Source organism: Corynebacterium sp. CCUG 71335, from assembly GCF_024454075.1.
GTDB lineage: Bacteria > Actinomycetota > Actinomycetes > Mycobacteriales > Mycobacteriaceae > Corynebacterium > Corynebacterium genitalium.
On sequence record NZ_JAGPYY010000014.1, the window covers coordinates 1 to 25,164 of the forward strand.

Genomic DNA, 25,164 nt, shown 5'->3' on the forward strand with positions numbered 1-25,164 from the left:
GAACTCGTCACTGAACTTCCTAGGCATGATCCAATCCTCCTCTAGAAACGATCGGAACTAAACCCAGGACACTTCACGTCCGACCGGAGATCGGTGTTAAACGGTGCGTAGTGTGCTTCCGTCTTCCTCCGGACCGCTAGTGCCCGGCATCGAGGTCAGTGATACCGAGTTTGCCGAGAAATCGGCGATGGTGGTCGCTTCGTATGTCCTCAGCGGAGCCGTTAGCACGGGGCAGGAGCTTGTCTACGATTTGTTGTCGCTCGTCTTCAGTTGCGTTTGCAAGTACAGCTGAAGCTAGGTCGGATTGGGCACTAAAGTGACCGGCTATGTCGGGGCGAATGCAGGCAACGATTTCATGCTCAATCGATTTCGCCGCCGCATCGACCTTAAGACGCATTTGCTGTGCACTAATCACTGTGTTCTCCTCGTTCGTCGTCTCTACGCGCTCGCGGCTATTGGCGTGCTACGTGCCCATTCGGTCCAGGGCTCTGTCCATACGGGGATTTACTCCCCTGAAATGCGAGTTTTTGACCCATTGCAGTTCAGGCGCCCGGCGGAAGAACTTTTTCCGGACGCCGTCTGCGATGATCATGAGCTGCGCAGAGCGCACGTGCTCGCCGCTCAGGCGCAGAGCACGGTTGATGTGGTGGATGTTGTCGGGTGATGCCGTTTCGCTGAGCAAGTCTGAATCGTCGTTGAGTGCCCGCTTCCCTTTGGGGGAGTCTTGTAGCAACTCCATGTCGTCCACGACGTAGGACACATCGATGTCCTTGATTCCAAGCGCGATGAGAAACCACGCGATATAGCGTGCGCGTGGGTCGGCAAAGGATCGCTCGGCAAAGGGGCGCAGGAGTGAGACTACTTCAGAGATCTCCTCCTTTGACGCCTCTGCTCTAAGCAACGATGAGTACGACACGTTAAGCTTCAGTTCGCCAGCGAGATCGGGTCGAACCTTCCTCACGGCCTCGTACGAAAGAGAAATTGCTGCAGCATTATTCTCGCCGGTGGAATCAATCACGCGTTGTTCAATTGGGTCAATGTTCTGATTAGCCAATCTGTCACTCCATAATTGCTCTCGAGCCGCTTGCGCCGGCAATCTCATTCTCCGTTAGCCTCACGAGCACAAGGTCCGGATTAGCTGCAATTTCATCTCTTAGCGGTTTGGACAGGTGGGTCTCCGGGGGCACCACGACATAGTATCTAGCATTCGGGTCTCCCTCACTCCTCACTTCCGTCAACGCATCCTCGAATTGAGGCCAATGGCCTTTATTCAGATTTCGATGGAATTTCGCCTCTACGATTGACCCGTTATTTAACCTCAGATCAGGGATACGTTTTTGATCGCCAACGTAGTAAGGCTCGCCTCGCGGTTTGTCTGGATTAAACTCGTTGTCGAAGAGCTGCATTGCGATATCCTCACCCAATGTTCCCTTTTGGTTGGGTGTCTTTTTGTCCAGATGCTTTTGGAGGTCTTGATCCTTGACCTGTTTATAAAGACCCAGAAAGTCAATCTCATGCGCTGCGTGGCTAACGTACGCTTGAGCAGACCCGAGAGAGGGGAAGACGCCTAAGGGATCTTGGGCGTTGTAGATTCCGGCAGACGGGTCGTAAAAGCGGAACCTGTTGTAAGCCCATCCTGATTCGGAGTCTAGGTATTGGCCGGCGTACAGCAGCGGAGAAACGTCGTCTCCGTACCATCTGCGAATTCCGTACAACGATTGTCTAGCGTGGCCGGTGATTACACCCGCATCGGGGTCAATGAGCTCCTGGGGGGAACCCGCCAAGTCGCTCATTATTAGAGAGAATCGCGACTCGATTTCACTGCCGCGATAAGTTGGTGCGTCTGATCTGCCGGCAGCGGCACTCAGCGAACAGATGTGGGTCGTCCGGGGAGGTGGCTAAGCGGAAGATAGGGGCGTCCGGTGCGTCTTCGTGGAGGTTGAATGCGCGAAAGGCGTGGTAGGTGTCGGCTTGGGTGAGGATGGTGAACTCGGCGACTTGTGCCCCGTTGGCTGTCAGTGCTTTCCGGATGGCGGGTGCTTTGTCTTTGTTTGCCACGAGCGCGTCGAAATCCTCAGTCAGGCCAAATTGGGGCAGGTATGTACCGTCCGTGTCGTAATGCACTTCGAATGCCTCTAGGGCACGACCGTTGATGTCGTTGAAATCTTGGCATTCGACGAACCCCAAGTAATCGAATGCGTCACCGTAGTCGAATGTCGCTGAACCGATGGTTGATTCGATGTCGTAGCACCTCATGGTTTGATCAACCTACTTTCTACTTCTCTCGGAGGGTAAGGCTGCGTCCGGGGCGCGTTCGCTTATCGACGGCCGACCGCTAGCTCTTATCTGGAGTTTCGGGAAGCCATGGTTCGACCGGGTTGGTGTTGGTTTTCCGGATTTTAGATTGCAGTGCTTTCAGCATTGCGGCATCGCTTGGTGTTGTGGCGGTTTCGGCGATGGCGTCCCAGTGGTGTTGGTGGCCTTTTGTGGCAAAGAGGTATTGGAGGAATTCTTTGATGGTCTCCCGGTCGGAGTCGTTGTCTTCTGTGCGGTGGTCTGTTCGGTAGAGATGGAGCATGCGGTCGAGGAGTTGCGGGCTTTGTCCGGTGAGGCGTTGAAGACTTTTGAAAATGGGGAACCGGACCGCGATGCGTGGTTCTTTGAGGTAGCAGGCGGCCAGGGTGTCGAAGTGGCTGTGGTGCCATGGTTTGCAGTGCTCGTCGATCACTTGGGCTAGGGGAGCTGCTGTCTCGATGTCTGCGTCGGCGTTGAGGTGCTCTGCTAGTGCGGCGATGTAGCTTTTGAGTTCTTCATCGGTGATGGTGTCGAATCGGCCGGGTAGTTCAGTCGGTGTGGTCATAGTGGGCAGGTTTGTTAGTTGAAGTAGACGGCGACTGCGTCACCGCGATCGCGTGCTGCGGTGTAGAAATCAGTGAGGGTATCGATTGGGTCTGGGTCGTCGAATTCGTCCGGGTCGAGGCTTTCGAGCGCTGCAGCGTATTCGGTGACTTGTTCGGGGGTGGTGATGCGCATTCCGTCGGTGAGGTCTTCGCCGTCCCAGTCGGCGGTGCCGAAGACAATACCGCTTGCGGTAGAGGGATCCAGGGTCTCTGCGAGTGCTTCTATCGTGTCTTCGAATGCGACGTCGATGTCGGTGATTGGCCGGGACTTGTTTTCGATGGAGTCTTTGATGGCGGTGTGACGCTCGGAAGCGGCTGCGCTGTTGAGGTGGGTGTAGTCGTCGGCGTGGAAGGCGATGTAGATCGGGATGATCATGAGGTTTCCTTTAGTTGTTGGTGTTGTGTTCTGGTTTTCCGGTGACGCGTTTGGCGTCGTCGAGGGTGGGGATCCAGGGATTGACACCGTGGCGTTCTAATTGGCGTTGGGATTTTCCCGCAATGAGTGTGATGAATTCGATGTCGCGGTCGGTGTCGGCGGTCTCGGCGATCGCATCCCAGTGACGCTGGCGTCCGTTTTTGATGAAGAGTGTCTGGAAGTACTCTTTCAGCATTTCGTTGGTTGTGCCGATGCTGCGGTGGTCGGTGAGGTACATCTCCAGCATCCGGTCGAGGTATTTTTCCTTGGTGCCGGCAAGCTTCTTGAGCGAGAAAAACACCTGGCTGCGGAAGGCAAAATGCGGTTCAGCGTAGTAGCACTGCTCGAACTGATCGAATAGGTAGTGGTGCTTCGCCTTGAGGAACTCATTGACCGCGCGGACGATATCCGTTTTGTTCTCAACGTCAAAATCGTCGAGTTGGAGCACTTTGTCGAGACCGTTGACGTAGTGCTCTAAGAGCTCGTCTGACATTGTCTCGTGCCTGTCAGGCACCGGTGTGTGAAGTCCCGCTAGTTCAGCGACTTGTGTCGCTGTGTCGCCCGGCATGGATGACTCCTTTTACGAATTTGGATGTCCTCGATATTGACGAGCCTAGTGTGGGTTTGTCCCGTTATGCATCTGCGCATCCTATGTACGTGGCAGCGGGCGAGTCTCGTTTATTGGGTCCAGTGAGGTGTTCCCAGAAGATGAACTCGTGGGGTGAGTCCAACGAGGGGTGCTTGTCACTGGTGGTCGCTTTTCCAGATGTCCAGGAGTTGGTTCTCTGTGTAGGCGTAGTCAGGGTCGAAAGATTCAACGGTATCGATGATTCGCTGCTCCCACCGCAGCATGATTGCTTCCCCTATGGGTGCGATCGGCCCGGTGGCACCATCGATTGCGGCATCGAGCACGATGCCGGCGATAGTCAAGCTCGGGCGCAGCCAGGTGTGGCCGTCGGAAAGTTCAAGGTATTCGCGGCACGCCTCCAGAGCTCTGAAGGGGTCGCTGAGCCATTCGTGGTTCATTTCCGCGGTGGCCCATAGGTGCAGTGCACGCGCCTCGTCGTCCGCGGGCGGGGTGCCGGCTGCCTGTGTGAGGCGGTAAAGATCCAGCGGTGGGTAGTTCGCCGCCAATGCGTCAGCGAGCCGCATAGCGCCCCATAGGGCGACGGGGGAGTGCTCGAGCACAGCGTTGGCATCGCCCGCGGTGATCGTCCGCGTGCCAGCCAGGTTCCGCGCTACGGCGTCGATCGTGGCGAGGTGAACCTCCGCGTCTTGGCTGCTGGCCAGAATTTGCTTGGCTTCCTCCCAGCCGAGTGGGTGCGATGGGGTGGGAAGCTCCGCTCCGGAGAGGTACAGGCCGATGGGGATGGTTGGAGGGACTGTGGGGTTCATCGTGTGTGCTTTCTGTTAAGCGGGCTAGCGAGGACGGAGCATGGCGTCCGTGCCCTAGCGGTCTTCAAAAGCGTTCGGCGCTGTACCTTTTACCTGTTCGAAAACAAAATCCCTATTCGAAGTCCGGGGATTCCAAGTCGAACTAGAACCCGCTACTGGTCCTGGTTATTAACGAATGCGGAGCATTCAAAGATCTTTCACCACTGCCTCGTTACAAGGACCAGCGACTTCTATCCAGCAGGCAGTTACGCGCCCCGAGTTTAACTTCAGTTGGGGCCGACAGTGGTGCCGTCGGGGAGGTAGATGGTGGAGTCTCCGCTGATTTCGACGTAGGCGAGGTTGTGTTTGCGTGCCAGTGTGGGGGCGAGTTCGTCTGCACCGGGCATTCCGGAGCATTCGAGGTAGACGCTGTGGGGGCGGAGGTCGTATTCGGCGGCGTCGGAGTCGTCTTCGTCTTCATCGTCGTCGAAGATGGGGTCGTTGAGATCGGGCATGGTGTCGGTGATCTCGGTGTAGAACGCGGCGATGTTGTCGGTGCATTCTGAGGGCTTTTCGACGGGTTGCTGGTTGCCGAAGTCGTTGTCGAGCCAGCTCATGAATGCTTCGTGGGTGTCGCACGGTACGTGGGTGGGGTCGATGACGAGTTGGTTGTAGCTCAAGACAGGTTTCCTTGGTTTGTCAACAAGCAGGAGGATAGAGGGTCTAAGCAATATTGGCCCTCTCCTCCATGCCCGAGTAGTCCATGTTTACCGGTTGCGAACAAAATCGCTTACTACAGCGCGAACATGCTCATGCTGCTGTGCGGGCGTCGGCTCGTCGGGTCGCGTGGGGCGGCCACGAGGGTTGATTAGTTTCTCGTAGTCCGCAGCATCAAGCCATTGTTGTGCCCCCTCGTAGTCCCCGGCATCGAGGATGATTAGCAGTTCCGCATATGGGTAATGCCATAACTTAAAGTAAGGGCCGTCGAGTACATTGCGTAAATCTCCTCGTTTATCGAGGAGATAGGACTCTATCTGATTGAGGCCGGGCTCCAGTTGTTCGATGGCGGAATCCCAGTCAGGCCCACAACCGGAGAGTTCGAGGGGAATTTCCTCAGTGTCGAATATCGAGCGTTCGACGGGGGCAAGAACCATGGCGGCGTGATTGCCCCTAGGCACTATCGGGGTTCCAGCGTAGAACGATTGATCCAGCTTGGCCAGCTTCGGAAGACGAATCCACGGTTCAAGGGAGGTTTTCGGGTTATGTTCACCGTAGAAGGATGCTGAAGCTTCGATTACGATCTGGAGGTCGTCCGTAAGATCTTTTACCCAGCTCGGGAACCGCCCCTTACGAACGTATCCGTGCTGCTCGAACCAGGGGTCTGCCCCAGCGAAATGCGGCGGCTTTCTCGGCGACATTTTTTAGCGGATCCTTTCTAAGAGGTTAACCAGGTTTTGGCGTGAGTTTATTTGGTCTGCATGTATGACATGGTACTGGCCAGTAATTTCATCTCCACGCCTTAGACCCAGCTTCAGCAGCTTCTTCGAATCCCTCGTCCGAACGGAAACACTGTTGCCGTTACCGAGGGCCTGTTGCGTTACCTTTTGGGGATTTGTGAGTTGACTACCCCCCGATTTGACTTCGATGAAGTGCAACGATCCATCCTTGCCTTCAAGTACATAGTCAACTCGGCTCCCTCGACCCAGCTTGCTACCAACCGGTTTGACAGTGAGCTGCTCCGCTACGCGAAGGTCGGGGGCGTGGGCTGAGATCATCGTCTTAACCCGTTTCTCGTACAATTTGCCCTTCTTGGCGTTGCAGAGAATTGTGCTTTTCAAGCCAAGCAAATCGACCCAGTAAGCGGCATGATCTACGTAGCCCTGTGCGGAGGCAATTCGCGGCTCGACCCCCAAGGGGTCTTGAGCGTTGTAAACACCGGCGTTCGGATGGTAGTAACGGAATCTGTTGTATGCCCAGCCGGATTCAATGTCGAGATACTGGCCCGCGTAGAGCAGCGGAGTTGTAATGGTGCCGTGCCATTGGCGTACCCCATATAGAGTTTGAGAGCATCGTCCGATGATTGAACCGGTTTCCGGTTCGACTAGTTCCTGAGGGGAGCCAGCAAGATCCGTCATCAACAGAGCAAAGTTGACGTCAAGGGATTGCTCACCCGACACGGCTAGCGTGGCGTTGTGTGCCGGCTGGCGGTTACTGGCAGACTGGCGCTCCTCGTGCGAAAGCGCAGATAGCCGAATCTGCCCCGTCACATGGCGTGTGTCTGGGTCTACGGTCCAAAAGTACCCGTCCCCGACCCTTCGCGGGCTGGTTGGACATTGGCCGGGGTCGGCCTGGTTCTCCACAAAACCCTGGTCAGTGGCCGACACGTCGAAGGTAATTTGTTCAGCTATTAGCTGATCGCCCGCGTGGAGAAAAACGATGCGCTGGCGAACTTCGCCTGAGTGCGTATCCACACGCTCCTTCGCTACGCGCCGACCATAGGGATCGTAAATGTAACGGTAGCCAATGCCGGGTTCGTCAGACGATGTAAAACCGATGGGTTGTTCGCCATTCCCGTAGAAGAACTGCTGAACTAGAGGTTTGCGACTGATGCGCTTGGTGGATGTCTGCGTAACACGGCCTGCGCTGTCGTACTGGTATGTCGTTCGACCTACGCGGGTGGGGAGCGTGCCGGTAAAGTCCATGCCGGTACTTGGATTGGTTGGTGGTTCGCTGGGCCTAGTGACCGTTCCCCTTTTGTCCGAAATATCGGACTTAGGGTCGCTCTTAATGTCAATGTTGGTGAGGACGCCCGCAGTGGAGAATCCGTAAGTCTCTCGTGTGCTCGTGAACTGCGGCGAGTCAAGATTCGTATGCAGGTCCCTTGAAGCGGATGGCGTGTTGGCTTGATGCACGCCATCAGAGAAGGTGCCTCCCGTGGGTTCGCGAGAGACCGATACAGCGCGTCCGGCTGCGTCTAGGTCGAAAACGGTGGCTCCGCGCAAGTGGTCAGTTATGCGTTCAAGGGCTCCGTCGGAACGCCACTCATAGTGCCGTGCTGTTAATTTCCTTAACCCGCCGGGCACATGGGAGTCCAACAAACTTAGCGTATCCGCAGTAGTTCGTCCGCGATCATCAGTTTCGATTCTGCGAATCACTGAATCTACGGCGATATAGTTTCGAATCCCCCGTTCATCTACACCGTAGCTCAACTCAGTCACCGGTTTGACCGAAGCGGAATCTTTCGGCGTGTACAGGTGCGTGCTTGACGTTATCTCACTAGCTTCATTGCGGAGATAGGTTGTGGTTAAAGAATCACCCGAAGGGAGAACGACGTGCTCGGCGGATAGCGCGTCCGCATTGTCGAATTCAACTTGGAATTTGGTGGTTTCACCGGACTTAAGGCGTAAGGTTTCAGCGATCGCACGACCATATTCGTCTAGCGTGTATTCGATGGTGGCTTGTGGCCCTTCGATTCCAAGTAGACGGCCGTAGTCGTCGTACTTGTAAGAAGTAACTCCGGCTCTATCAACAACCTCTTCGATACGGCTGCTTGGATCTAGAGATAGCTGAGTGGTTCCGGCCGGGGTGGTAGTCGTTGTTGAGAGTTCGTCGGGGTTGAATGAGTTGATAGTTGCAATCCCGTTATAGTCTCGTTCTTCTACCACCGCTCCGTCGAGGTTGTACGAGTACGACCATGAGTTGCCGTCAGCGTTTACAAGCTCTACAAGTTCCATCTGGGAGTTGTAGATGAAGCGAGTTACAGCACCCGTCTCATCCGTTGTTTCCAGCGGTTTATCAAATGCGGTGTAGGCAGTAGTTGTTTCTGCACCATCCTCATTCTTGGTACTAACTGGGTTGCCCTCCCCGTCGTAAAGAACAACCGAGGTGCTGCCATCTGGAAGCTTTGTGGTGGTGGGCCACCCTTCAGGAGTGTATTCGACCGTGGTGACCGCGCCGACAGGATCTATCGTTTCAGTGATCAGGCCTCGCACGTTACGCACAAAACTCGTCCGTCGTCCCGCGGCATCCACCGACGCAACTAATCGTCCTGCATCATCGCATTCAGTACTGGTGAACGTGCCATCAGGGTTGACAATTCGGGAAGGCACAATACCGGTGGGCCGGTATTCCTGCACATAAGCAGTTGTTGCTCCGGTCGGTGAAGTCTCCGACTGGACGATGCCGAAGGCATCTACAATGTACTCAGTTGCAAGGCCGTCCGAGGAGATTATGCGCGATGGAGCGCCCCATGATGCAGGCTCCATGTAGGAACGAGTTCCATCGGGGTGTTCGGTGGCGGTAATAATTCCATCATCGTTGTAGGTATAGGCGGTAGTCGCGCCAGCGGAGTTCGTGACAGAAGTGCGCTGATGATACTTATTGAAAGTGAAGTCCTCCACGACGCCTTCAGGGGTGACGATACGCCAGACGTCACCAGCTGAGTTCGACCGGAACACACTCGGACGGATGTCACCGAGGAGCTCGTCACGCAGCCACTCCTCGGGGATCGACCAAGAGTTATCATCGCGGAATGAAGTACGACCACGCCCGGTCAACCCCGCAAATTCCAGGCCACCTTCCAGCAAAGCCCGGTACAGTGGAAGATTTTCTAGTCGCTTCAGGTATTCGCTGATAACGCCGTCGCCGATAGTGAGCGGATCATTCTCGAATTTTGCTGCCGTTTCGATTAGGACACAGACTTTTCCGCCTTCTGGTGCATCCTCACCGAGGTCTTCAGTCCAGTAGAGAACATTAGGGAAAAACCCACCTGTACCGACTTGTGAGATGACTCGACCACAATCGTCGAATCGGTAAACATAGGAAACACCATTTCGGTCCGTCCATCCGCAAGGGCGGCCGTAATCGTCGTACTGGAACTGCAGGGCTCCGTTTCCAGAATTGATAACGCGGATCAGCTGTCCATGTGGATCGTATTCATAGGAGATTAAGCGTTCCGGGTCTTGATCGCGATGGGTGGTTGGGTTCGATACTGAAATCTCCGCGACCCTGCCCACTACTTTGTCCCAGGTGATATGCAAGACTGTGTCGTCTGACCGTCTGAGTTGTGTCATGTAACCGGTGGCAGTGTCCCAGCTGTATTCGATCGATGCACCGGTGTGATGGACGACCGAGGAAACACCTACGTCGATGCCACCTCCGAAATGGTTAGCCAGAGATCCGGTCGGAACCGTCGCAGCGACGTAAGCTCCTCCAATGGACGGTGACTCGTCAGGGATTCCGGTAGCGGGTTGAGAGTGGTCCTTAATATCTTCATCCAGGTCGAATAGCCTGAACGTGTACGTTAGGCCCAGTTCAACGGCTCGAACACGGTAAGCACCATCACCAAAAGATAGGAGCCACGGCGTATCAACGCCGCGCACCTCGGACCCATCAACCGGAGCGGGTGGAAAAGTCACAATTGCGCCCTCAGGGGTTAGCATGAGAACCTCGCCGTAATTGATCTGCAAACGGCAGTCAATACTGCTCACCCAACGCGGGCCCAGTGCCTGGCCAAATGCGTGCGTGGAGTAAGCGCAGCGCGTGACCGTCAAAGGCAAAATACCTTCGATGAAAACATCTACGTCTTCATCGATCATGGCGCCTGTAGCCATGTCGATGGGGTCGCCTCGTTTGACGATCTGTTTGAGGGCTCGTCCTGCCGTTTGCCCAAGCTTTCCGCCTGGGACCATGTTCAAAACGGCATCGACGGCAATTTCTTTCCAAGACACGGCACCCGAGGCCGCAAGCCCCGCCTTCAAGAGAAGCCCCACAGCCGTCATTGCGAGACCTAGCGGAGCGCAAACCAATGCTACGACGGCTCCGACAGCTTGGAGGATGTCAGCAATGACTTTGAGTGTCTCAGAATGCTCGACGAAAAAGTCTTTGATCGAGTCCCAGGCCTTCTGCATGTTGTTGGGATTCTCGGCGTAGCTTTCGCGTGCGAGACCGTTGATGACGCCGACCTGTGTTTCGACGTCTTGTTTGAGCGCGGCCTTGATGCGTTCGGCATCGGCGATATCGGCATCCCAAAGCGTTTTGGCTTGTTGGTAGCGGGCATACGCTTCAGCGGCTTCGCCCGCACCCGGTCCTCCCAGGACTGCCGACCCACCTGCACGGTAGAAGTCATCTACCGCGTCGTTGACTTCACGGTGGTGCCGGCGTGCGCTTTCGGTGACCCGATCCATGTCGATCTTGTGGCCGGCAAGAGCCTCGGCATATGCCCTGATCGCATCACCCACACCGGTGTGTGCGTCGCCGGTGGTGGTCAGCTGAGATGGGAAGTGCGCGTTGACGAGCTCGCGGTACTTATCCCCCTCATCGCCGAAGAACCGACTCGCATTCAGTGCCTTCATATCGCTTGAAGCTTCGATGGCGCTTTGTCCGAAGGTGCGCCACTCACCGGCGGATGCATGCAAAGTTCCGGTGTCGCCGCCGATATCGAAGTGCTTACGATAGTAGAGGTAGAAAGCTCGCAGGCGAGTCGGAATCATGAGACCGTAGATCCTTTGTTGTGTCACTGGTTGGTCACCCGCGCCGAATGGGAGGCGGGGTGACCGGTCTTTGGGCGGTTTGGGTGAAGCGGGGGCGATGAGGGGGGAGCGGTGAAGGGAGTCTTATTCGCCGGAAATGGAGCGGGCTGCCCGGTTGCGTGTTTCGGCGACGTTCGAGGTGTTGTCGTCGAGTGCTTCGCGCACCTGGCCGAGGATCATCTTGATGTTGTCGGCGGCGCTGTTCCACTTGCCGTGGATGCCTTGGTAGTGCTCTTGCTCGGAGCCTTCCCATCCGGCGGCGAGCTTGTGCATGTCCGATTCCATCTCCATGAGGGTGGATTCAATATTGTTCATCACGGAGTTGAGGTCGTCAGCGGCTTGTTCCGCATCGCTCATCTTGTATGAGTACACAGACATTGTCGTGCTCCTTTAGTTGTGTGTCGGTGGAGGTGTGGTGGGTTGCAGAGGATTGAAGCTTTGCGCGGCTAGAGGATGGGGGCTTCGTCGAAGTTCATGCCAGCAAAACGCTGGTTCAAGTTGGACGTCTGCTCTTCTTCGCCGGCCTGGTAGTCCTTGCCCGCTTGCTCCACTCGGCCAGTGAGCTGCTCGAGTGCGTCGTTGATGCGGTCCATGTTCTCGCGCCATGCGGTGGTCATGTTGTCCCAGGCGCCGACCGAGGTGCCCTTCCAGGAGTTCTTCAGCGGCTCAATCGCGGTCATGAACTGTTCAGCTTGGGTCTTCAGCTGGGCGTGGTTGTTCTGCAGCGAAGATACGTGGCTCGAAACTGCTGAGTGCTCAACCGACATCTCATTGGATGCAGCCATGATGGATCCTTTCGTAGGGGGAGGGTAGTGATTGTGTTGGGGTGTTGCGCGGGGGGTTAGGGAGTTCCTCGGGGCAACGATTGCGGTGTGTTATGCATTCTCAGATCACCTAGCTCATCTCGTTCAGCGCGTTGAGAACTTCTTTGCGCAGTTCGGTGTTGCCGTCGTTGATGGAGTCAAGGGTTTCGGCAATCTTGCCGAGCAACCCGCCGATATTCCCGGCGGCCGTTTGCCACTGCCCGACAAGATCCAGGTGTGAGTCGTACTCGGTTCCGTCCCAGCCTTCGCTCAATGATTGAACGCTGGTGTCGATGGACTCGATGCACTCCAGAATGATCTGCATCCTGGTCCGGATATCACTGCTTGCGTTGTTAGCAATGGCTGTGTCAAAGGCGAACTCGTCGGCGTTACTCACTTGGAATCGCCCCCTCAAGGTCTCCCGCCATTTGCGAAAGCGGCTTTTCAACGTCTGAGTCGAAGTTGGACACCAGCTCTGCGATTTTTCCGGAGGCTTCTCCCATGACCTGAACATTTTTGAGAAGTTCGCGGCGCGATTGGTACCACTCCTCGTGGAAATTCCTTACGGCTTTTTTGATCTCGTCACCGTGAAAGTTGTCAACGCCATCGCATCTCTTGGCTGCTTCTTCGACCGCGGACATCTGCTTTTCAAGGGATTCAAGACGTGTCTTGAAGTTCTCGAGCTCCGCAATCGGCACTTTCCAGTAGTTACCCATCAGCATGTACTCCTTCAGAATCAATCAGCACACGACGCGAGCCGCCTTCGTGCTCTTCCGTGGGTTCTTGTTGCTTTTCTTCGGCGGTTTCTTCCACTTCACTTGAGTGGCGGTTCTCGGTCTGGTGCTCAGGCGCATCGCTCGCGGGCTGGTCCGGGCGAGCGATCAAACTGCTGGTCACGCGCTTGACAATGTTCTTGGTGTCCTCGCTGGTTTCAGCCGATGGTGCGGTGGCTGAGATCACCGCGGTCCAGGTGGTGGACGCAATGGGCAAGAACGCCTGGTGGGTGTAGGCCGTGCGGCGGTCAGTCACGGGACCGGTGAGGGATTCCGAGCTGCGCAGCACATAACTTGCGCCTTTACCAGTTTGCTCCACGGAAGTGTCGTCGCCGCCGAATTGGTTCTGAGCGGACATGACGCTGGCTGTGTTCGGAGACGAGTCCACCCACCGGATGAGCAGCGTCACAGCAGCCACCACGCCGCTTTCAATTCCCGGGAAAACCAGTGCCAGCAAAGTGCCGGCTTCGCGTGCCTGCTTAGCCATGCTGAGCAGGGCCTCTTTCATCTGCCGCCGCTCAGCGCTGGACAAACGCACTCCAGGGACAAGGTCATCGTCCCGCAGCAGATTCGCCACAACTGAATCCGTGCGTGACGGGTGCAGATCCACCAGACGCCAGTTCAGCGGGAGCGACACCGTCCACGTGAACGGCGGCCGCGGCGAGTCAGGCGGTAAATCCAATGCAGGCGAGACAGAAGTAGCGCTCGATCCCATACCCCAAAACCTTCCGATCGAAACCAATCACTGTCCGGGTAGCGCCGTGCGATGCAAACGTGCGATGCATAAGCGCCTCGGCATATCGACGCAATGAAGCTTACATCAGGCTAAGGCAATATGCGCCACGAGTGAGGAAAGGTTAGCGGATTGTCAGCATGCGTTCATGTTGGTTCGCCCTGATTGGCCTCGGGGAAATTTATGACGAATTGTTCTCCGGCATCGCGACCTGCACCATTTCGACCTGGCCGGAGCGTCCGACCCATTGCGCGCGGCCAGCGGGCAGCCGCTTGAGGAAGACCTTTGGATATACAGCGCCTTCCTGCCGTTCACCGGAGTGCAGAACACCGGCGGCCCCTGCTTCGCGGATAGCCTGAATGACTGGATCGTAGCCACCGCGGGCCATGCCGCTGGAGCGCCGTGCAACGATGACGTGCAGTCCGACATCTGCCGCTTGGCTGATGAATGGAATTAGGGGGCGTAAGGGATTTCCACTGCCCTCAATGCCGTCGATGTCATCGACCAAGACATAGAGTTCGGGACCGGACCACCAGGAGCGGGAGCGCAGTTGCTCCATGGTGATGTTCTTGCCTGGCAGGCGGCTCTTCAGCTCTTCGGCGAAGGCCTTGGCGAGAGTGTCGCAGCCTTCGCGAGTTCCCGCGAAGCCGACGAGGAACTCGTTCGGCACCGCCCCCAACAGTCCGCGGCGCAAATCCCACACGCCGAACATGACTTCACCGGGCTGCTTGTCCTGGATGATCTCGGAGATGTAGGTCCGCAGAGTCGTCGTCTTGCCGGACTTGCTGTCACCCACGATGAAGATGTGGCGCTCGTCGCCTTCCGGATCAAAACGGGCAGGGGTGAGGGTGGTTTCGGTGAGTCCCAGCCGGACAGGGGCAACGCTGGGGAAGTCCCTGCGGAGCTGTGCGAGCGTGACCGATTCCGGCAACATGCGCACCGCCGGGGCACCGGGTTTCGTCCAAGCTTTGGCGATGGCCTCGACAGTGTCCTGTGGGGAGGTGGAAGTGGCGGGCGGTGCGGCATCGATCTGAGGCAATGCGATGTGGCTGTAAAGACCGTCACCGGTGACAGCGCGCCCAGTGGGTTGACCCTGCAAGCCCTCGGCGACTTTCTTGCCCATTGCTGAGTCGATGGGGTCGTTGAGTTCGAACTCCAAGCGCGTACCGATCACCGCTTGCAGTGGCAGACGGAAGTCAGCCCACCGGCCGGTGACGAAGACGACGTGCACACCGTAAGCCAAACCACGTTGGGCGATCTCGGCGATCTGGTCGGAGAGATCGTCGTAGTCCTTGCGGAGGGTGGACCAGCCGTCGACAGCAAGAACGATGTCCGCGGCAGGAATGTCGGTGAGCAAGCCTTGCTTGTGCATCTGGCGCATCTCGGCGACTGTCGAGATCTTGTACGTCGCGAACATTTGCTCGCGGTAGAGGAGGAAGGTCGTGATCTCGGCGACGGTGCGCCGCAGCTTGTCTTCGTCGAAACGCGTGGCGACGGTTCCCACATGCGGCAGCCCCTCCAAATATGTGAGGCCAGACCCTGACATGTCGATGAGGTAGAAGTTGACGTCTTCAGGGGTATGGGTTAGCGCCGCGCCTGTGATGAGGGAGCGCAACGCGGTCGTTTTTCCGGATTGCGGTGCACCCATAATGGCCAGGTTTCCGCCGGAGCCGGACAGGTCCAGCGTGAATGGGCCCTGCCACTGCTCAAGCGGTTTGTCTTTGATCCCGATTGGGATGACCATGTGCCCTGCCGAGGGAGCGATGAGGCCGCGGTCGGAGGTGACCTCGGGGCGGCCGATCACCTCATTGAGGTTCATCTGCTCCGGCAACGGTGGCAGCCACACCTGGCGGGTGCGCGGTGCCGCTGAGGTGAGTCGTTTGACCACGAGGTCCAGTGTCGTGGGAACCGCTTCTTGCTCCGTGTTCGCACGGCGATCATTGATCTGGGCGGTGAAGGTGTGCTGGCGGGCGCGCAACCACTCTTCCGTCGTGTTGACCAGGTCGAGCGGCATGGGCACCGGCGGCAGCTCGCGCTCGTGGGCGCGTTCGATGGCCTCGTAGGGGCCGGAGACGTAGGCAGCTTTGAAGCGGTCGAAGATGTCGGGGTCGACTTTGAGGAAGCCGGATCCTGGGATGGGCGGCAGCTCGTGGGCGTCCGTTGTGCCGATAGCCGCGCGGGATTCCTGAGCGGAGAAGGTGCGCAGACCAATGCGGTAGGACAGGTAGGACTCCAACCCGCGCAGGCGGCCCTCCTCAAGGCGCTGCGAGGCGAGCAGGAGGTGGACGCCGATGGAGCGGCCGATGCGGCCGATCTGCACGAACAACTCGATGAACTCCGGCTTGGCGGCCAGCAGCTCACCGAACTCGTCGATGACCACGAACAGCACGGGCAGCGGGTCGGTGAACTTGCCCTGGGCGCGCAGTTCGTTGTACTCGGCGACGTTGGCCAGGTTGCCGGCTTGCTGGAGCACGCGCTGGCGGCGCTGGATCTCGCCGAGGATGGAGTCGTGCAGGCGGTCGACAAGGCCCGCGCCGTCCTCGAGGTTGTCCACGATGGCCGCGGTGTGCGGCAAGGGTTCAAGGCCGGCGAATGTCGCACCGCCCTTGAAGTCCACGAGCACCAGCGACAGCTGGTCCGGCGGGTGGCAGATCACCTGCGAGAGAACGAGGGTGCGCAGGACCTCCGACTTACCGGAACCGGTAGCACCCACGCACAAGCCGTGCGGGCCCATGCCGGACTTGGCGGATTCCTTGATGTCCAAGTTGACGGGCTCGCCGTCGGCGCCGATGCCGAACGGCACGTTGAGGAAGTCGCGCGTCGGGCGCGGGCGCCATGCGTCAGCGATGTCGTAGGTGGCGAAGTTAGCTACCCCAAGCATGTCGTCGAGAGCGATGGTGCGCTCGAGGGTGGCGTCGGGAGCGGCGTCCTCGACCAGGCGCAGCGGGGAGATGCTGCGGGCGACTGATTCGGCGATGGCGGGGGAGACCTCGTCGAGCACACCACTGTTGCCGCCGTAGAGCACGCGCTCGGCGTAGCCTTTCTCGCCCTCTTCCGGCTCGCGGATCTCACCGCGGTCGAGCAGCTGGACAGTGAAGGAACGGTCGGGCTGCAGCAGCACGCGCACATCGACTTTCGACGGCTCGTTGTGCTGGAACTTCGACGTGGCCAACACGGTGACGCGCGAGGCTTCAAGCGAGCGCATCCCGTCGATCTGCCCCGAAATCTGCCTCCCGTGTGCTGAATCCATGTCCAGCAGGATGAGGATATGGGGCCGGTCGATGGTCACCTTGTTGTAGCGGGAGCGTTCCTTGACTTCCTCGTCGCGCTCGGTGAGCTCGTTGATCAGCTCCGCTGCGGATTCCGCGTTGAAGGAGACATTGCGTTTGCCGATCGGCCCGTCGAACTCCTCGGGGGAGAGCAGGTGGGGAAACCACAGGGCCCACAAGCTGTGGTCGGTGTTATCGGCTAGCGGCAGCGCCACGTGGAAGCGGACGTCGTCGGGGGCGTGGAAGATCGCTGTTTGGCTGATGATTGCCCGCGCCGCCTCCGTGGTCAGCTCCGGCGGGCCGACGAGCGAGACTGAGCCCCGCGCCGGGATGGCGATGGGTAGCCCGTCGATGCTGCAGGTGCGCCGCATCATGCGGTCCAAGTGCGCCTGAGAAATCGGCTCGGCGACCTGCATGGGGTTCGTCGCCGGCGGCACGTCGAGCCCGCGGGCGAACGCCCCGGTGCCGGTGCCGATACGGGTGACCATGAAATCTTCGTCGTTGGGGCGGCGTTCCCAGAGGCGGTAGGGGTCACGGATGACGTCGACAAGCGAGCGCGGATGCGGGTGGCGGGTGAGAGCCTCGACTTGCTGCGCGCGGGCGAGGTCGCGGATTTCCACCTCGATCTCTTCGAGGTGCTCCAGGAAGCGCTCCCGTTCTTCCTCTGCCTGGCGGCGGGAACCCGTGCGCTGGCGGATGAACATCAACACCGCGCCGAGGATGACCGCCACGAACATGATCGAGCCAATGGCCATGCGGATCGGGTTGCCCGACGACAGCATCATCAGCATCATGCCTGTGCCGGCTATAACCGGCATCACCAACATCATCACATTGGCGGTGCCGCCGCGTGAGCGGATCGTCGGGACGGGGGCAAGCCGCAGCGGCTTCTCCTCCGGAATCGTGCGTTGCAAACGAGCCGGACGGTGGACAATGCGGGTGCTCATCAGCCCCTCCTTAGTGGTGCTGCGGTCGCGTTGTTGTCTGGGCGAAAAGCGGGCCAGATAGCTGAGTCTACGATGAGTGTTAGATTAGTGTCCCATGAGCGATGTCTTCGTCCGCGTGAGCATCTTTTATGGAGGGCGGCAGCTCGACGTGAGTTTGCCGTACAACCGTCCAGCCGTTGACATCGTCGATGATGCCGTCGAATTGTTCGACCGGCACTCCGGTAACCCGGAAGGCGGCCCAGATTCCCTCACCTCCGCCGACACCTACACATGGGTTCTGTCATCGCCGAAGACAGGTGTGATCGACCCGCATTCCACCTTGGCTGAGCACGGCGTGGAAGACGGCAGCAAGCTCTACCTCACCCGCCGCCAGGAGGCCGCGCGCACGCCATTTGTCGACGACGCGATCGCCGAGGTGCGATCGACGGTCGGTTCCGCGCAATGGGGATGGTCCGGGCCGATGCGCACCAGTGGAGCGTTGGCCGTGGCGGCGGTGTTGATCACTCTCGTGTGTGCCCTGGCGGGGCGCGGGCTGTGGAAACAGGAACTGCCCCTTTCTGCCGTCGGGTGGGCGCAGCTCGGCATCCTCGCTGGCGGTGCCGTGATCGGGCTGGGGTTGGCGCTGTGGCGCAAACACGACTGGATGCGGTTTTTCAGCGTGCTGGTGCCGGTCGCGGCGGGAGTCATCGCGTGTGTGCTCGTGCGCGGCATGGACTCGGCGAGCGCGGCGGCGACTGGTGTCGCTGTCGTGGCCATGGGTGCCGCGCCTGCGCTGTGGGCAGTAGGCCGGCGTGAACCAGCCGGTGGGCTCGGTGGGGCGCTGGCGGCGGCAATCGTCGCTGTGGTTGCCGGCGTTGTGCTCGTAGGCACTGCGTACGGGGGAAACATCTACGCCATTGCGGCATGGTCGGCCTGGGTGCCGATCCTCCTGTTGCTCATTGCCCCCTCGGTAGGGCTGCGCTCCACCGGATTACCGGCATTGATCCGCCACAACGAGGCGGGGGACCCGGTCGAACGCGATGCGATTCGGGCCCAGGCGCGCCAGGCCGAGGCGATCAGCCGTGGAGTGGCGTGGTCGGCGGGCGCGCTCGCGCTGCTAGCCCTGGTCACGTTGACCGCGAGCCCGGTCTGGCAGCACGGTCTCATCGCGGTGGTGCTCTCATGCGCGGTGCTGCTGCGCCAAAACGGCTTCGCCGACGCGCGCATCATCACTGTTCTCGCGGGAGTGGGCATTGCTGGCCTGAGCCTGGCCGCCGGGGCCGCGGTGCGCTGGTCGGAGAATGACGGTGTCGTGGCTGATCCGGGGCCGTGGTGGCTGCCCGGCCAGGCCGGAACGTGGCCGTGGCTCACAGCCGCGGCGGTGCTGCTGATTGGTGCCACGATCTTTGTGGCTAGCTCACTGCGTCAGCGTGACGACGTGCAAGAAGCTCGCTCGGCGCGCGTGATTTCGCTGGTGGACATCATCGTCTGCTTGGCGTCCATCCCCGTTATCCTCGCCGCGCAGGGGTTGTACGAGTACTACTGGGCGACGATCTAGCGCGTAGCGAAAAGGCGAGTGACCAGGCGGTTGTACTGAATCACTGCCGCTGGATCCGTGGGGATGTCAATGCGGTCGCGCGCGCTAGCTGCCCGTGCTGCGGGCAGCGTCAGCATCCCCGCTGGATCGCTTTCCGACGGCTGCGCCCCCACCCGCACCACACTCACCCGACCTTGCTGCGCCGGCTCCGACAAGTGGTGCCCCGGCCGGGCCAGCCACGAGGTGTCGGTGTAGTAGCGGTCGGCGACCAGCACGACGTGGGTGGCAATCGAGGTGGCCGCGACAATGAGTTCCCCGTTGCACGTGTACGGCAAATCCACCACCACGACCGGCCAACGGTGGGAGGCGCGGTGCAGAGCAGTCATCAACTCCTCCGGGTCCAGCGGCTGGGGGTTGGCCGTGGTCAGCAGGGGAGTGGCGCCAGTGTTATCTGCGCACGGCTCAATCTGGGAGCGCTGCAAACCCCACGACGGCAACTGCGTCAGCCCGGCCAGATCACCGCCGCGGTGAGCGCCTAACGGGCCGCGCAGCGGCTGGTTGACACCATCTGCGTCCACCGCGACCATGGGGAGGCGGCCGGTGGCGTTGAGCACGATGGAAATCAACGCTGTCGTCGGGGTGGTCAGCATCTGGTCGCTTACGGCGGCGACGGCGATGAGGGCCGGCTGGTCGCTGATACGCCCAGCGCGGCGCTGGGAATGCGCGACGGCATCCGTCCACCTCAAGTGGCGCGTGAGCGAAGCGGGAGAGGGTGTCTTCATGGCTTTTTCGATCTGGGGTCGAGAAATATCATGCTTTGTATAGCATAAGGGAATGTTTAAGGTGTTCCGTACGTAATTCATCACCTATTGCAGGCGGCGTAAACGAACCAACCGAACGAGGAGCTGAAGTGAACGAGCGCAACGACTCTCAAGCAGGCATTCCGTCCTGGTTGCAGTTCGAACCCGGACCGGCGGGGCACACTGAACCAGCTCAGCCCCAGGTTCCCCAGAACCGGCCTGAGCAAACCGAGCAGCAACCGTCGCGGCACCGCACGGACGACGCGAACGACCAGGGCGGCTCGACGGTGGTGCCGTCCGGGCAACCGACGCCCGAGAACTGGCAGCAGCCGTACGCTGAACCGCAGACGGAGCCGCGGCAGCCGCAGAACCCGGGTCAGCCGGGGCAGCCGGGTTATGGTCAGGTCGGGTACGGGCAGCCGTCGCAAAGCCAGCCCTCGCAGCCCTCGCCAGGTGGGCACTACGCCCCGCGACCAGAGCCGGACCAGGAGGACCGTCCGGGGCGTCGGCGCCGCGCGGACGATGAGCCGTACGGGGCGCCCGGCAACCAACAAGGCGCGCCAGGGCCTGCCCCCGCGCAACCGCAACAGTCGATGAACCAGGAGCCGACTGTCGCGCCGTGGCCGCCGGAGCAGCCGGCCGCGCCGCAACAGGGGCCCGGCCCGGTGCATCCGGGTCCCGCCTACCGGCAGGGGCCCGCGAATGCTTCCGGCCAGCGGTCGCAGCAGCAAGGCATCAACCAGGGCGGAGCGAACCAGGTCGAGCTGACCCCGCCGGTGGCCTTGGATCAGCGCAACTTGGTCAACCCGGTGAAGGCGCCGCCTAAGTCCGGCTGGCGCAAGCTCGTGCACTCCGCCTCGGGCGGGTTCATCAACCCGGGCAACTCGAAGGCGGAGCGCAATGAGGAAGAGCTGCTCGCGGCAGTGCGCACCCCGCTGCGAGGCGACTACCGCATCGCCGTGATGTCGCTCAAAGGTGGCGTGGGCAAGACCACGACCACCGTCGCCCTCGGCGGTGTCTTCGCCAGCGAGCGCGGCGACCGCGTGATTGCTATCGACGCCAACCCCGACCTAGGAACGCTAGCCCAGCGCACCGCCGGTCCGGGCCCGGCGACGATCCGTGACCTGCTCGCAGCCGAGGACACCACGCGCTACCCGCAGGTCAAGGCGTTCACCACGCAGGCGGCGTCGCGCTTGGAGGTCATCGGCAGTGAGCGCGACCCCGCGGTGTCCGAGGCGTTCAGTGAAGAAGATTACCGCCGGGCTATCGACATCCTGCAGCACCACTACAACGTGATCCTCACCGACTGCGGCACCGGCCTGATGCACTCGGCCATGGCCGGTGTGCTCGACCTGGCCAACACCCTGGTGCTGGTCACCTCGTCTGCGCTCGACGGTGCGCAGTCTGCTTCCGCCACCCTGGATTGGCTGGTTCTGCACGGCTACGAGCAGTTGGCCGCGAATTCCGTCGTGGTCGTTTCCTCCTCGGTGCCGGGCAAGCCCACTGTGGATGTGGACCAGATCGTGGAGCACTTCCGTTCGCGCACGCGCGCCGTGCACGTCATTCCTTATGACCGCCACTTGGCAGAAGGGTCAGTCGTGGATCTGGACCGTGTCTCTCGGTCCACGCTGGAGGCGTACCGCGAGCTGGCTGCCTCCATCGCGGAAGACTTCGGGTCGTGGCATCGGCATGCGCGCTAAAAGGGTGCGCCTGACAGTGGTGCTCACGGCCACCGCGCTCGCGGTAGCTGGCTGCGCACCCCGGTTGGAACCCCCGGTGCCTGAGGAAATTCCGCAGGTAGACACAGTCTCCGAGTGGTCGACGGGCCGTGCTGAGCCCTACGGGATCCCGGAACGGCAGCTGCGCGCCTACGCCTTCGCCGCATGGCGCGTGCACGAAGACGGGGGATGCCAGATCGGGTGGCCGACCTTGGCTGCGATCGGCCAGGTCGCCTCCGACCACGGCCGGGCAGGAGGATCGGTCGTGCAAGAGGACGGGCGCACCTCGAAGCCGTTGCGGGGCCTGCCAATTATGGGCAAGCCGCCGGTCACTGTTCGCGACACGGACAGCGCCGTGACTGACGACGACCCGGGCAAGGACGTAGCCGTCGGGCCGATGCAGATCATGCCGTCGCGCTGGGAGCAGTACGCCAGCACGCCGGAGACGGGGCGTGAACCGGACCCCGACCACATTGACGACGCCGCGCTGACAGCTGCACGTATTCTGTGCGAAGCCGGCAACCCCACGACACCCGAAGGATGGGACGAGGGTGTGAAGCGCTTCTTCCCCGATCCCGATGCAGTGAAAGCCGTTCACCACGTAGCAAGGGAGCTGTCGCGTTAATGCAGGCTAGAAAGCTTCTCGTTGCCACGGTGCTGGTGTGCAGCTGTGGCGTGCTGGGTGCGTGCGGACAGCCTGGGGCAGCAAAGGAAAAGCCCGTCGAGCAGCAGATCCCGCCTTTGGGTGAGCTGCCTCCGTTGCCGTCGAGCTATTTCCCGCCGCCTGAAACGACGACGGAAGCGCCGCCTCCTCCACCGCCAGTGCCCACGGCCCCGGTGCAGACGGAGACCGTCACCCAGGTTGAACCTCCGCCTCCTGCGCCTCCACCTCCTCCGCCGGCCCCGGCACCACCCGAGCCTGGCCTGGAAGATCTGCTTTACCTCTTCTTCTAAGCCGCCAGCCCATGGTTAGGCGGGATTGGGACGGGCTAGGCCAGGCGGTGCAAGTACTGGTCCCGCACTGAACGCGATCGCAGAGAGAAGACCGCAGAAAGAAGACACTGATGAGCCACCGAGCACCCGAGGGGCAACCGTCATTCGCAGGCTGGGAAGCGTTTCAGCCGGCTACTGAGCGGCAGCCCGCGCGGAAGCGGGGACGAACGGGAAGCAATGCGCAGTCACAGACCCACCCGCAGACGCAATCGCAGCCCCAACGCCCGCACACGCAGCCGCTCCAGCAGCCGCAGGCGGGGCAGCAGAACTCGCCTGCGCCGGCGACTACTCCGGGCACACGGGAGCAACCGGCGGTGGCTCCAGCCGGCGGTTCCAGCGGTGACGGGCAAGCCCACCTGGCGCGCCCGCCACGCAAGGACCACCGCCTCGCAGTGCAGTCAGAGAAGCTGCGCATGGCAGCGCTCGGCACAGCGATCCGGTTCGGCGAGCAGCAACCGAGCGTGAAGCCGCGCGGATTCGGCATCCTGCTCGGGTCACTCGCCATCGGGGCGGTCATTCTCGGCGGCACCATCGGCGGATCCGCGTTGATGCAGTGGATCGCGAACCGATAGTCGGCAATGACCGGGGCGGCTGCAAGCACGGCAGTCACTAGCGCGGCAACCGCAATAGCGTCAGCGCCACTAAGGTGGCGAATATGGAACTCAACCTCACCGGCGCTGGCTGGGACGATGTCACTGTTTCTGCTGCGCTCACTGGCCGTGTCCACGCGGAGCAGGGGGACCCCGACCGCGTCTACGAACTGATGAGCGTGACCAAGCTGCTCGCCGCCTACTCCTTCCTCATGGCGGTGGAGGAGGGGGTCTTCGAACTGGACACCCCCTGCGGGCCGGACGGGTCCACGGTCCGGCACCTGCTGGCGCACGCTTCCGGAGTGGAGATGGATTCGCGCGAGGCGAAGAAGGCGCCGGGGCAGCGCCGCATCTATTCGTCGGCAGGCTTCGAGATCCTCGCCGATGCACTCCAGGACGAAACAGGCATGACGCTCGACGAGTACTCCCGGGCGGGCGTCTTCGAGCCGCTGGGAATGGGGTCAACGGAGATTTACGGGTCTGCGGGGCATGGGGGTCGGTCGTCGGCAAGCGATCTTGTGGCGTTCGCGCAGGAGCTCATCGCCCCACAGCTGCTCGGCGAAGAGACGCTGCGGGAAGCCTTCACCAACCAGTTCGGCGACTTGCGCGGCGTCGTGCCCGGCTACGGGATGCAAAAGCCGTGCCCGTGGGGCCTGGGGTTTGAGATCAAGGGGGAGAAGTCCCCGCACTGGACCGGCGACAGCATGCCGGGTGACACCGTCGGGCACTTCGGTATGTCCGGGACATATATGTGGGTGGTGCCGGCATGGTCGGCGTCGACAAGCGCGGGGACAGCGATGGTCATGCTCGCGGACAAGGAATTCGGGGATTGGGCAAAGCCGCTGTGGCAGGAGACGAATACGCGGATCTTTGACCAGCTAAGCTAGCCGAATGTATTTCGGAGGCATTGACAACGCAGTCGGCCAAGCCATCGCGGTCCTCGACCTCATTGGCGTGTTCCTCAACGCTGTCATCGGCGGCACAGTCGCGCGCCGCATGCGTTTTGACGCCGTGGGCTTCATGCTCATCGCCATCATCTCCGGCATGGCCGGCGGCATGATGCGCGACGCGATGATCGGCAATACTCCCGTCGCGGCGCTATCGGACCCCTGGTACATCTCCATCGCGCTCATCGGCGCGTTGGTTGCATTCCTGGCCAACCTGCGCGGGTACGTCTGGGAGCTCACCCGCTTCCACGGGGACATGGTCATCCTCGGCGTCTGGTGCACCACCGGCACTGTCACCGCGTATTCGGCGGGGGTGGCGTGGATCGGCTGCATCCTCATGGGCATCATCACCGCGACCGGCGGCATGGTTATTCGTGAGGTGCTCATTGGGCGCATCCCGCGCATCCTCAACGACCAGCAGATGTACGTTGTGCCTGCCATTGTCGGCTCCGTTACCGCGCTGGTGCTCTACTCGTTCGAGCACCCCTCCGCTGCGCTGGTGTGCGCCCCGCTCATCGCGTTCGCGCTGGGTACCGCCGCCTACTGGGCGGGTTGGTACGTCCCCGCGAGCTCCGAGCTGGGTACAATCAACCGTCTGTTCGCGCGGCTCGAGCCCGATGCTTTTCGACGTTGGCGCCTCTCCAAGGAACACGCCCTCCTGGATGACCCCATTAACGACGACGGAATGATGCCCACCAAAGGCGAGGTCCGCGAGGCGTTAGAGGCGGTCGATCCGGCGACTCGAGAAGAGTTCCTTGCCGCTCTGTACCGCGTCTACATCGACCGGGACGGCGAGGACTCGGCCGGCGGCTGGGCCCGCCGAGCCGAGTAAAACCGAGTAAAACCCTCAACTAGC

Annotated in this window: 25 protein-coding genes; 7 read left to right on the plus strand and 18 right to left on the minus strand. The window is 60.5% G+C overall.

Annotated elements, in window-relative coordinates; genetic code table 11:
• Positions 1-136: 136 nt before the first annotated feature.
• From KBX19_RS09795 to eccCa, 17 genes are all read right to left on the minus strand, one after another.
• Positions 137-415, minus strand: a complete 279-nt coding sequence (locus KBX19_RS09795) for a hypothetical protein (RefSeq protein ID WP_255998710.1) — start codon at positions 413-415, stop codon at positions 137-139.
• A gap of 48 nt (positions 416-463) precedes the next feature.
• Positions 464-1,054, minus strand: coding sequence for a hypothetical protein (locus tag KBX19_RS09800; protein WP_255998712.1), 591 nt, complete (start codon positions 1,052-1,054; stop codon positions 464-466).
• Between the two features lie 4 nt (positions 1,055-1,058).
• Positions 1,059-1,793: an RHS repeat domain-containing protein gene (locus tag KBX19_RS09805; RefSeq protein WP_255998714.1), complete on the minus strand. Its 735-nt coding sequence runs from the start codon at positions 1,791-1,793 to the stop codon at positions 1,059-1,061.
• Between the two features lie 25 nt (positions 1,794-1,818).
• Positions 1,819-2,256 carry a hypothetical protein gene (locus KBX19_RS09810; protein WP_255998715.1) on the minus strand — a complete coding sequence of 146 codons (438 nt, stop codon included), beginning with the start codon at positions 2,254-2,256 and terminating at the stop codon, positions 1,819-1,821.
• Positions 2,257-2,335: 79 nt separating this feature from the next.
• Entirely contained in the window at positions 2,336-2,860 is a 525-nt protein-coding gene (locus KBX19_RS09815) for a hypothetical protein (protein ID WP_255998716.1), read from the minus strand.
• 14 nt (positions 2,861-2,874) lie between these two features.
• On the minus strand, positions 2,875-3,276 hold the full coding sequence (locus tag KBX19_RS09820; protein ID WP_255998718.1) for a DUF1877 family protein: 402 nt from the start codon (positions 3,274-3,276) through the stop codon (positions 2,875-2,877).
• A gap of 10 nt (positions 3,277-3,286) precedes the next feature.
• On the minus strand, positions 3,287-3,883 hold the full coding sequence (locus tag KBX19_RS09825) for a hypothetical protein (protein ID WP_255998719.1): 597 nt from the start codon (positions 3,881-3,883) through the stop codon (positions 3,287-3,289).
• Positions 3,884-4,059: 176 nt separating this feature from the next.
• Complete coding sequence (locus KBX19_RS09830) at positions 4,060-4,710, minus strand: hypothetical protein (protein WP_255998721.1); 651 nt, start codon at positions 4,708-4,710, stop codon at positions 4,060-4,062.
• 266 nt (positions 4,711-4,976) lie between these two features.
• Positions 4,977-5,369, minus strand: coding sequence for a hypothetical protein (locus KBX19_RS09835; protein WP_255998723.1), 393 nt, complete (start codon positions 5,367-5,369; stop codon positions 4,977-4,979).
• A gap of 87 nt (positions 5,370-5,456) precedes the next feature.
• Positions 5,457-6,107 carry a hypothetical protein gene (locus KBX19_RS09840; protein WP_255998724.1) on the minus strand — a complete coding sequence of 217 codons (651 nt, stop codon included), beginning with the start codon at positions 6,105-6,107 and terminating at the stop codon, positions 5,457-5,459.
• Between the two features lie 3 nt (positions 6,108-6,110).
• The gene (locus KBX19_RS09845; RefSeq protein ID WP_255998725.1) at positions 6,111-11,180 is read right to left on the minus strand and encodes a DUF6531 domain-containing protein; all 5,070 of its coding nucleotides are present in this window, start codon (positions 11,178-11,180) and stop codon (positions 6,111-6,113) included.
• 123 nt (positions 11,181-11,303) lie between these two features.
• Positions 11,304-11,597: a WXG100 family type VII secretion target gene (locus tag KBX19_RS09850; protein WP_255998727.1), complete on the minus strand. Its 294-nt coding sequence runs from the start codon at positions 11,595-11,597 to the stop codon at positions 11,304-11,306.
• Between the two features lie 68 nt (positions 11,598-11,665).
• The gene (locus KBX19_RS09855; RefSeq protein WP_255998729.1) at positions 11,666-12,004 is read right to left on the minus strand and encodes a WXG100 family type VII secretion target; all 339 of its coding nucleotides are present in this window, start codon (positions 12,002-12,004) and stop codon (positions 11,666-11,668) included.
• A 109-nt stretch (positions 12,005-12,113) separates the two neighbouring features.
• Positions 12,114-12,419 (minus strand): WXG100 family type VII secretion target, encoded by a 306-nt coding sequence (locus tag KBX19_RS09860; RefSeq protein ID WP_255998730.1) that lies wholly within the window; start codon positions 12,417-12,419, stop codon positions 12,114-12,116.
• Positions 12,412-12,738, minus strand: a complete 327-nt coding sequence (locus KBX19_RS09865; RefSeq protein ID WP_255998732.1) for a hypothetical protein — start codon at positions 12,736-12,738, stop codon at positions 12,412-12,414. Before KBX19_RS09865 ends, KBX19_RS09860 begins: the two co-directional genes overlap by 8 nt.
• Positions 12,731-13,510 (minus strand): hypothetical protein, encoded by a 780-nt coding sequence (locus KBX19_RS09870; protein ID WP_255998734.1) that lies wholly within the window; start codon positions 13,508-13,510, stop codon positions 12,731-12,733. The genes KBX19_RS09865 and KBX19_RS09870 overlap by 8 nt, the downstream gene beginning before the upstream one ends.
• A 199-nt stretch (positions 13,511-13,709) precedes the next feature.
• Positions 13,710-17,744 (minus strand): type VII secretion protein EccCa, encoded by a 4,035-nt coding sequence (gene eccCa, locus KBX19_RS09875; RefSeq protein ID WP_255998736.1) that lies wholly within the window; start codon positions 17,742-17,744, stop codon positions 13,710-13,712.
• 94 nt (positions 17,745-17,838) lie between these two features.
• Between eccCa and KBX19_RS09880 the strand changes: the two genes are divergently transcribed.
• Positions 17,839-19,281 carry an EsaB/YukD family protein gene (locus KBX19_RS09880; RefSeq protein WP_255998737.1) on the plus strand — a complete coding sequence of 481 codons (1,443 nt, stop codon included), beginning with the start codon at positions 17,839-17,841 and terminating at the stop codon, positions 19,279-19,281.
• Here the strand turns inward: KBX19_RS09880 and KBX19_RS09885 are convergent.
• Entirely contained in the window at positions 19,278-20,042 is a 765-nt protein-coding gene (locus KBX19_RS09885; RefSeq protein WP_255998739.1) for a hypothetical protein, read from the minus strand. The two genes, KBX19_RS09880 and KBX19_RS09885, sit on opposite strands and share 4 nt — an antisense overlap.
• 128 nt (positions 20,043-20,170) lie before the next feature.
• On the opposite strand from KBX19_RS09885, the gene KBX19_RS09890 reads away from it, so the two are divergent.
• The 6 genes from KBX19_RS09890 to KBX19_RS09915 all read left to right on the plus strand — a co-directional run bounded on the left by KBX19_RS09890 (position 20,171) and on the right by KBX19_RS09915 (position 25,140).
• Entirely contained in the window at positions 20,171-21,760 is a 1,590-nt protein-coding gene (locus KBX19_RS09890) for an AAA family ATPase (protein ID WP_255998741.1), read from the plus strand.
• Positions 21,750-22,403, plus strand: coding sequence for a hypothetical protein (locus KBX19_RS09895; RefSeq protein ID WP_255998742.1), 654 nt, complete (start codon positions 21,750-21,752; stop codon positions 22,401-22,403). The genes KBX19_RS09890 and KBX19_RS09895 overlap by 11 nt, the downstream gene beginning before the upstream one ends.
• A complete protein-coding gene (locus tag KBX19_RS09900; protein ID WP_255998743.1) occupies positions 22,403-22,732 on the plus strand; it encodes a hypothetical protein in 330 nt (109 codons plus the stop codon). Before KBX19_RS09895 ends, KBX19_RS09900 begins: the two co-directional genes overlap by 1 nt.
• A 110-nt stretch (positions 22,733-22,842) precedes the next feature.
• Entirely contained in the window at positions 22,843-23,343 is a 501-nt protein-coding gene (locus tag KBX19_RS09905) for a hypothetical protein (protein ID WP_255998744.1), read from the plus strand.
• A gap of 83 nt (positions 23,344-23,426) precedes the next feature.
• Positions 23,427-24,248 (plus strand): serine hydrolase, encoded by an 822-nt coding sequence (locus tag KBX19_RS09910; protein WP_255998746.1) that lies wholly within the window; start codon positions 23,427-23,429, stop codon positions 24,246-24,248.
• 4 nt (positions 24,249-24,252) lie between these two features.
• Positions 24,253-25,140 (plus strand): trimeric intracellular cation channel family protein, encoded by an 888-nt coding sequence (locus tag KBX19_RS09915; protein WP_005289387.1) that lies wholly within the window; start codon positions 24,253-24,255, stop codon positions 25,138-25,140.
• Positions 25,141-25,164: the final 24 nt, after the last annotated feature.

Excerpts from the sequence above, each read along its gene's own strand:
- KBX19_RS09805 (WP_255998714.1), bottom strand. The coding sequence starts at position 1,793 with ATGAGCGACTTGGCGGGTTCCCCCCAGGAGCTCATTGACCCCGATGCG.
- KBX19_RS09810 (WP_255998715.1), bottom strand. The coding sequence starts at position 2,256 with ATGAGGTGCTACGACATCGAATCAACCATCGGTTCAGCGACATTCGAC.
- KBX19_RS09815 (WP_255998716.1), bottom strand. The coding sequence starts at position 2,860 with ATGACCACACCGACTGAACTACCCGGCCGATTCGACACCATCACCGAT.
- KBX19_RS09820 (WP_255998718.1), bottom strand. The coding sequence starts at position 3,276 with ATGATCATCCCGATCTACATCGCCTTCCACGCCGACGACTACACCCAC.
- KBX19_RS09825 (WP_255998719.1), bottom strand. The coding sequence starts at position 3,883 with ATGCCGGGCGACACAGCGACACAAGTCGCTGAACTAGCGGGACTTCAC.
- KBX19_RS09830 (WP_255998721.1), bottom strand. The coding sequence starts at position 4,710 with ATGAACCCCACAGTCCCTCCAACCATCCCCATCGGCCTGTACCTCTCC.
- KBX19_RS09840 (WP_255998724.1), bottom strand. The coding sequence starts at position 6,107 with ATGTCGCCGAGAAAGCCGCCGCATTTCGCTGGGGCAGACCCCTGGTTC.
- KBX19_RS09845 (WP_255998725.1), bottom strand. The coding sequence starts at position 11,180 with ATGATTCCGACTCGCCTGCGAGCTTTCTACCTCTACTATCGTAAGCAC.
- KBX19_RS09850 (WP_255998727.1), bottom strand. The coding sequence starts at position 11,597 with ATGTCTGTGTACTCATACAAGATGAGCGATGCGGAACAAGCCGCTGAC.
- KBX19_RS09855 (WP_255998729.1), bottom strand. The coding sequence starts at position 12,004 with ATGGCTGCATCCAATGAGATGTCGGTTGAGCACTCAGCAGTTTCGAGC.
- KBX19_RS09865 (WP_255998732.1), bottom strand. The coding sequence starts at position 12,738 with ATGGGTAACTACTGGAAAGTGCCGATTGCGGAGCTCGAGAACTTCAAG.
- KBX19_RS09870 (WP_255998734.1), bottom strand. The coding sequence starts at position 13,510 with ATGGGATCGAGCGCTACTTCTGTCTCGCCTGCATTGGATTTACCGCCT.
- eccCa (WP_255998736.1), bottom strand. The coding sequence starts at position 17,744 with ATGAGCACCCGCATTGTCCACCGTCCGGCTCGTTTGCAACGCACGATT.
- KBX19_RS09880 (WP_255998737.1), top strand. The coding sequence starts at position 17,839 with ATGAGCGATGTCTTCGTCCGCGTGAGCATCTTTTATGGAGGGCGGCAG.
- KBX19_RS09885 (WP_255998739.1), bottom strand. The coding sequence starts at position 20,042 with ATGAAGACACCCTCTCCCGCTTCGCTCACGCGCCACTTGAGGTGGACG.
- KBX19_RS09895 (WP_255998742.1), top strand. The coding sequence starts at position 21,750 with ATGCGCGCTAAAAGGGTGCGCCTGACAGTGGTGCTCACGGCCACCGCG.
- KBX19_RS09900 (WP_255998743.1), top strand. The coding sequence starts at position 22,403 with ATGCAGGCTAGAAAGCTTCTCGTTGCCACGGTGCTGGTGTGCAGCTGT.
- KBX19_RS09905 (WP_255998744.1), top strand. The coding sequence starts at position 22,843 with ATGAGCCACCGAGCACCCGAGGGGCAACCGTCATTCGCAGGCTGGGAA.
- KBX19_RS09910 (WP_255998746.1), top strand. The coding sequence starts at position 23,427 with ATGGAACTCAACCTCACCGGCGCTGGCTGGGACGATGTCACTGTTTCT.
- KBX19_RS09915 (WP_005289387.1), top strand. The coding sequence starts at position 24,253 with ATGTATTTCGGAGGCATTGACAACGCAGTCGGCCAAGCCATCGCGGTC.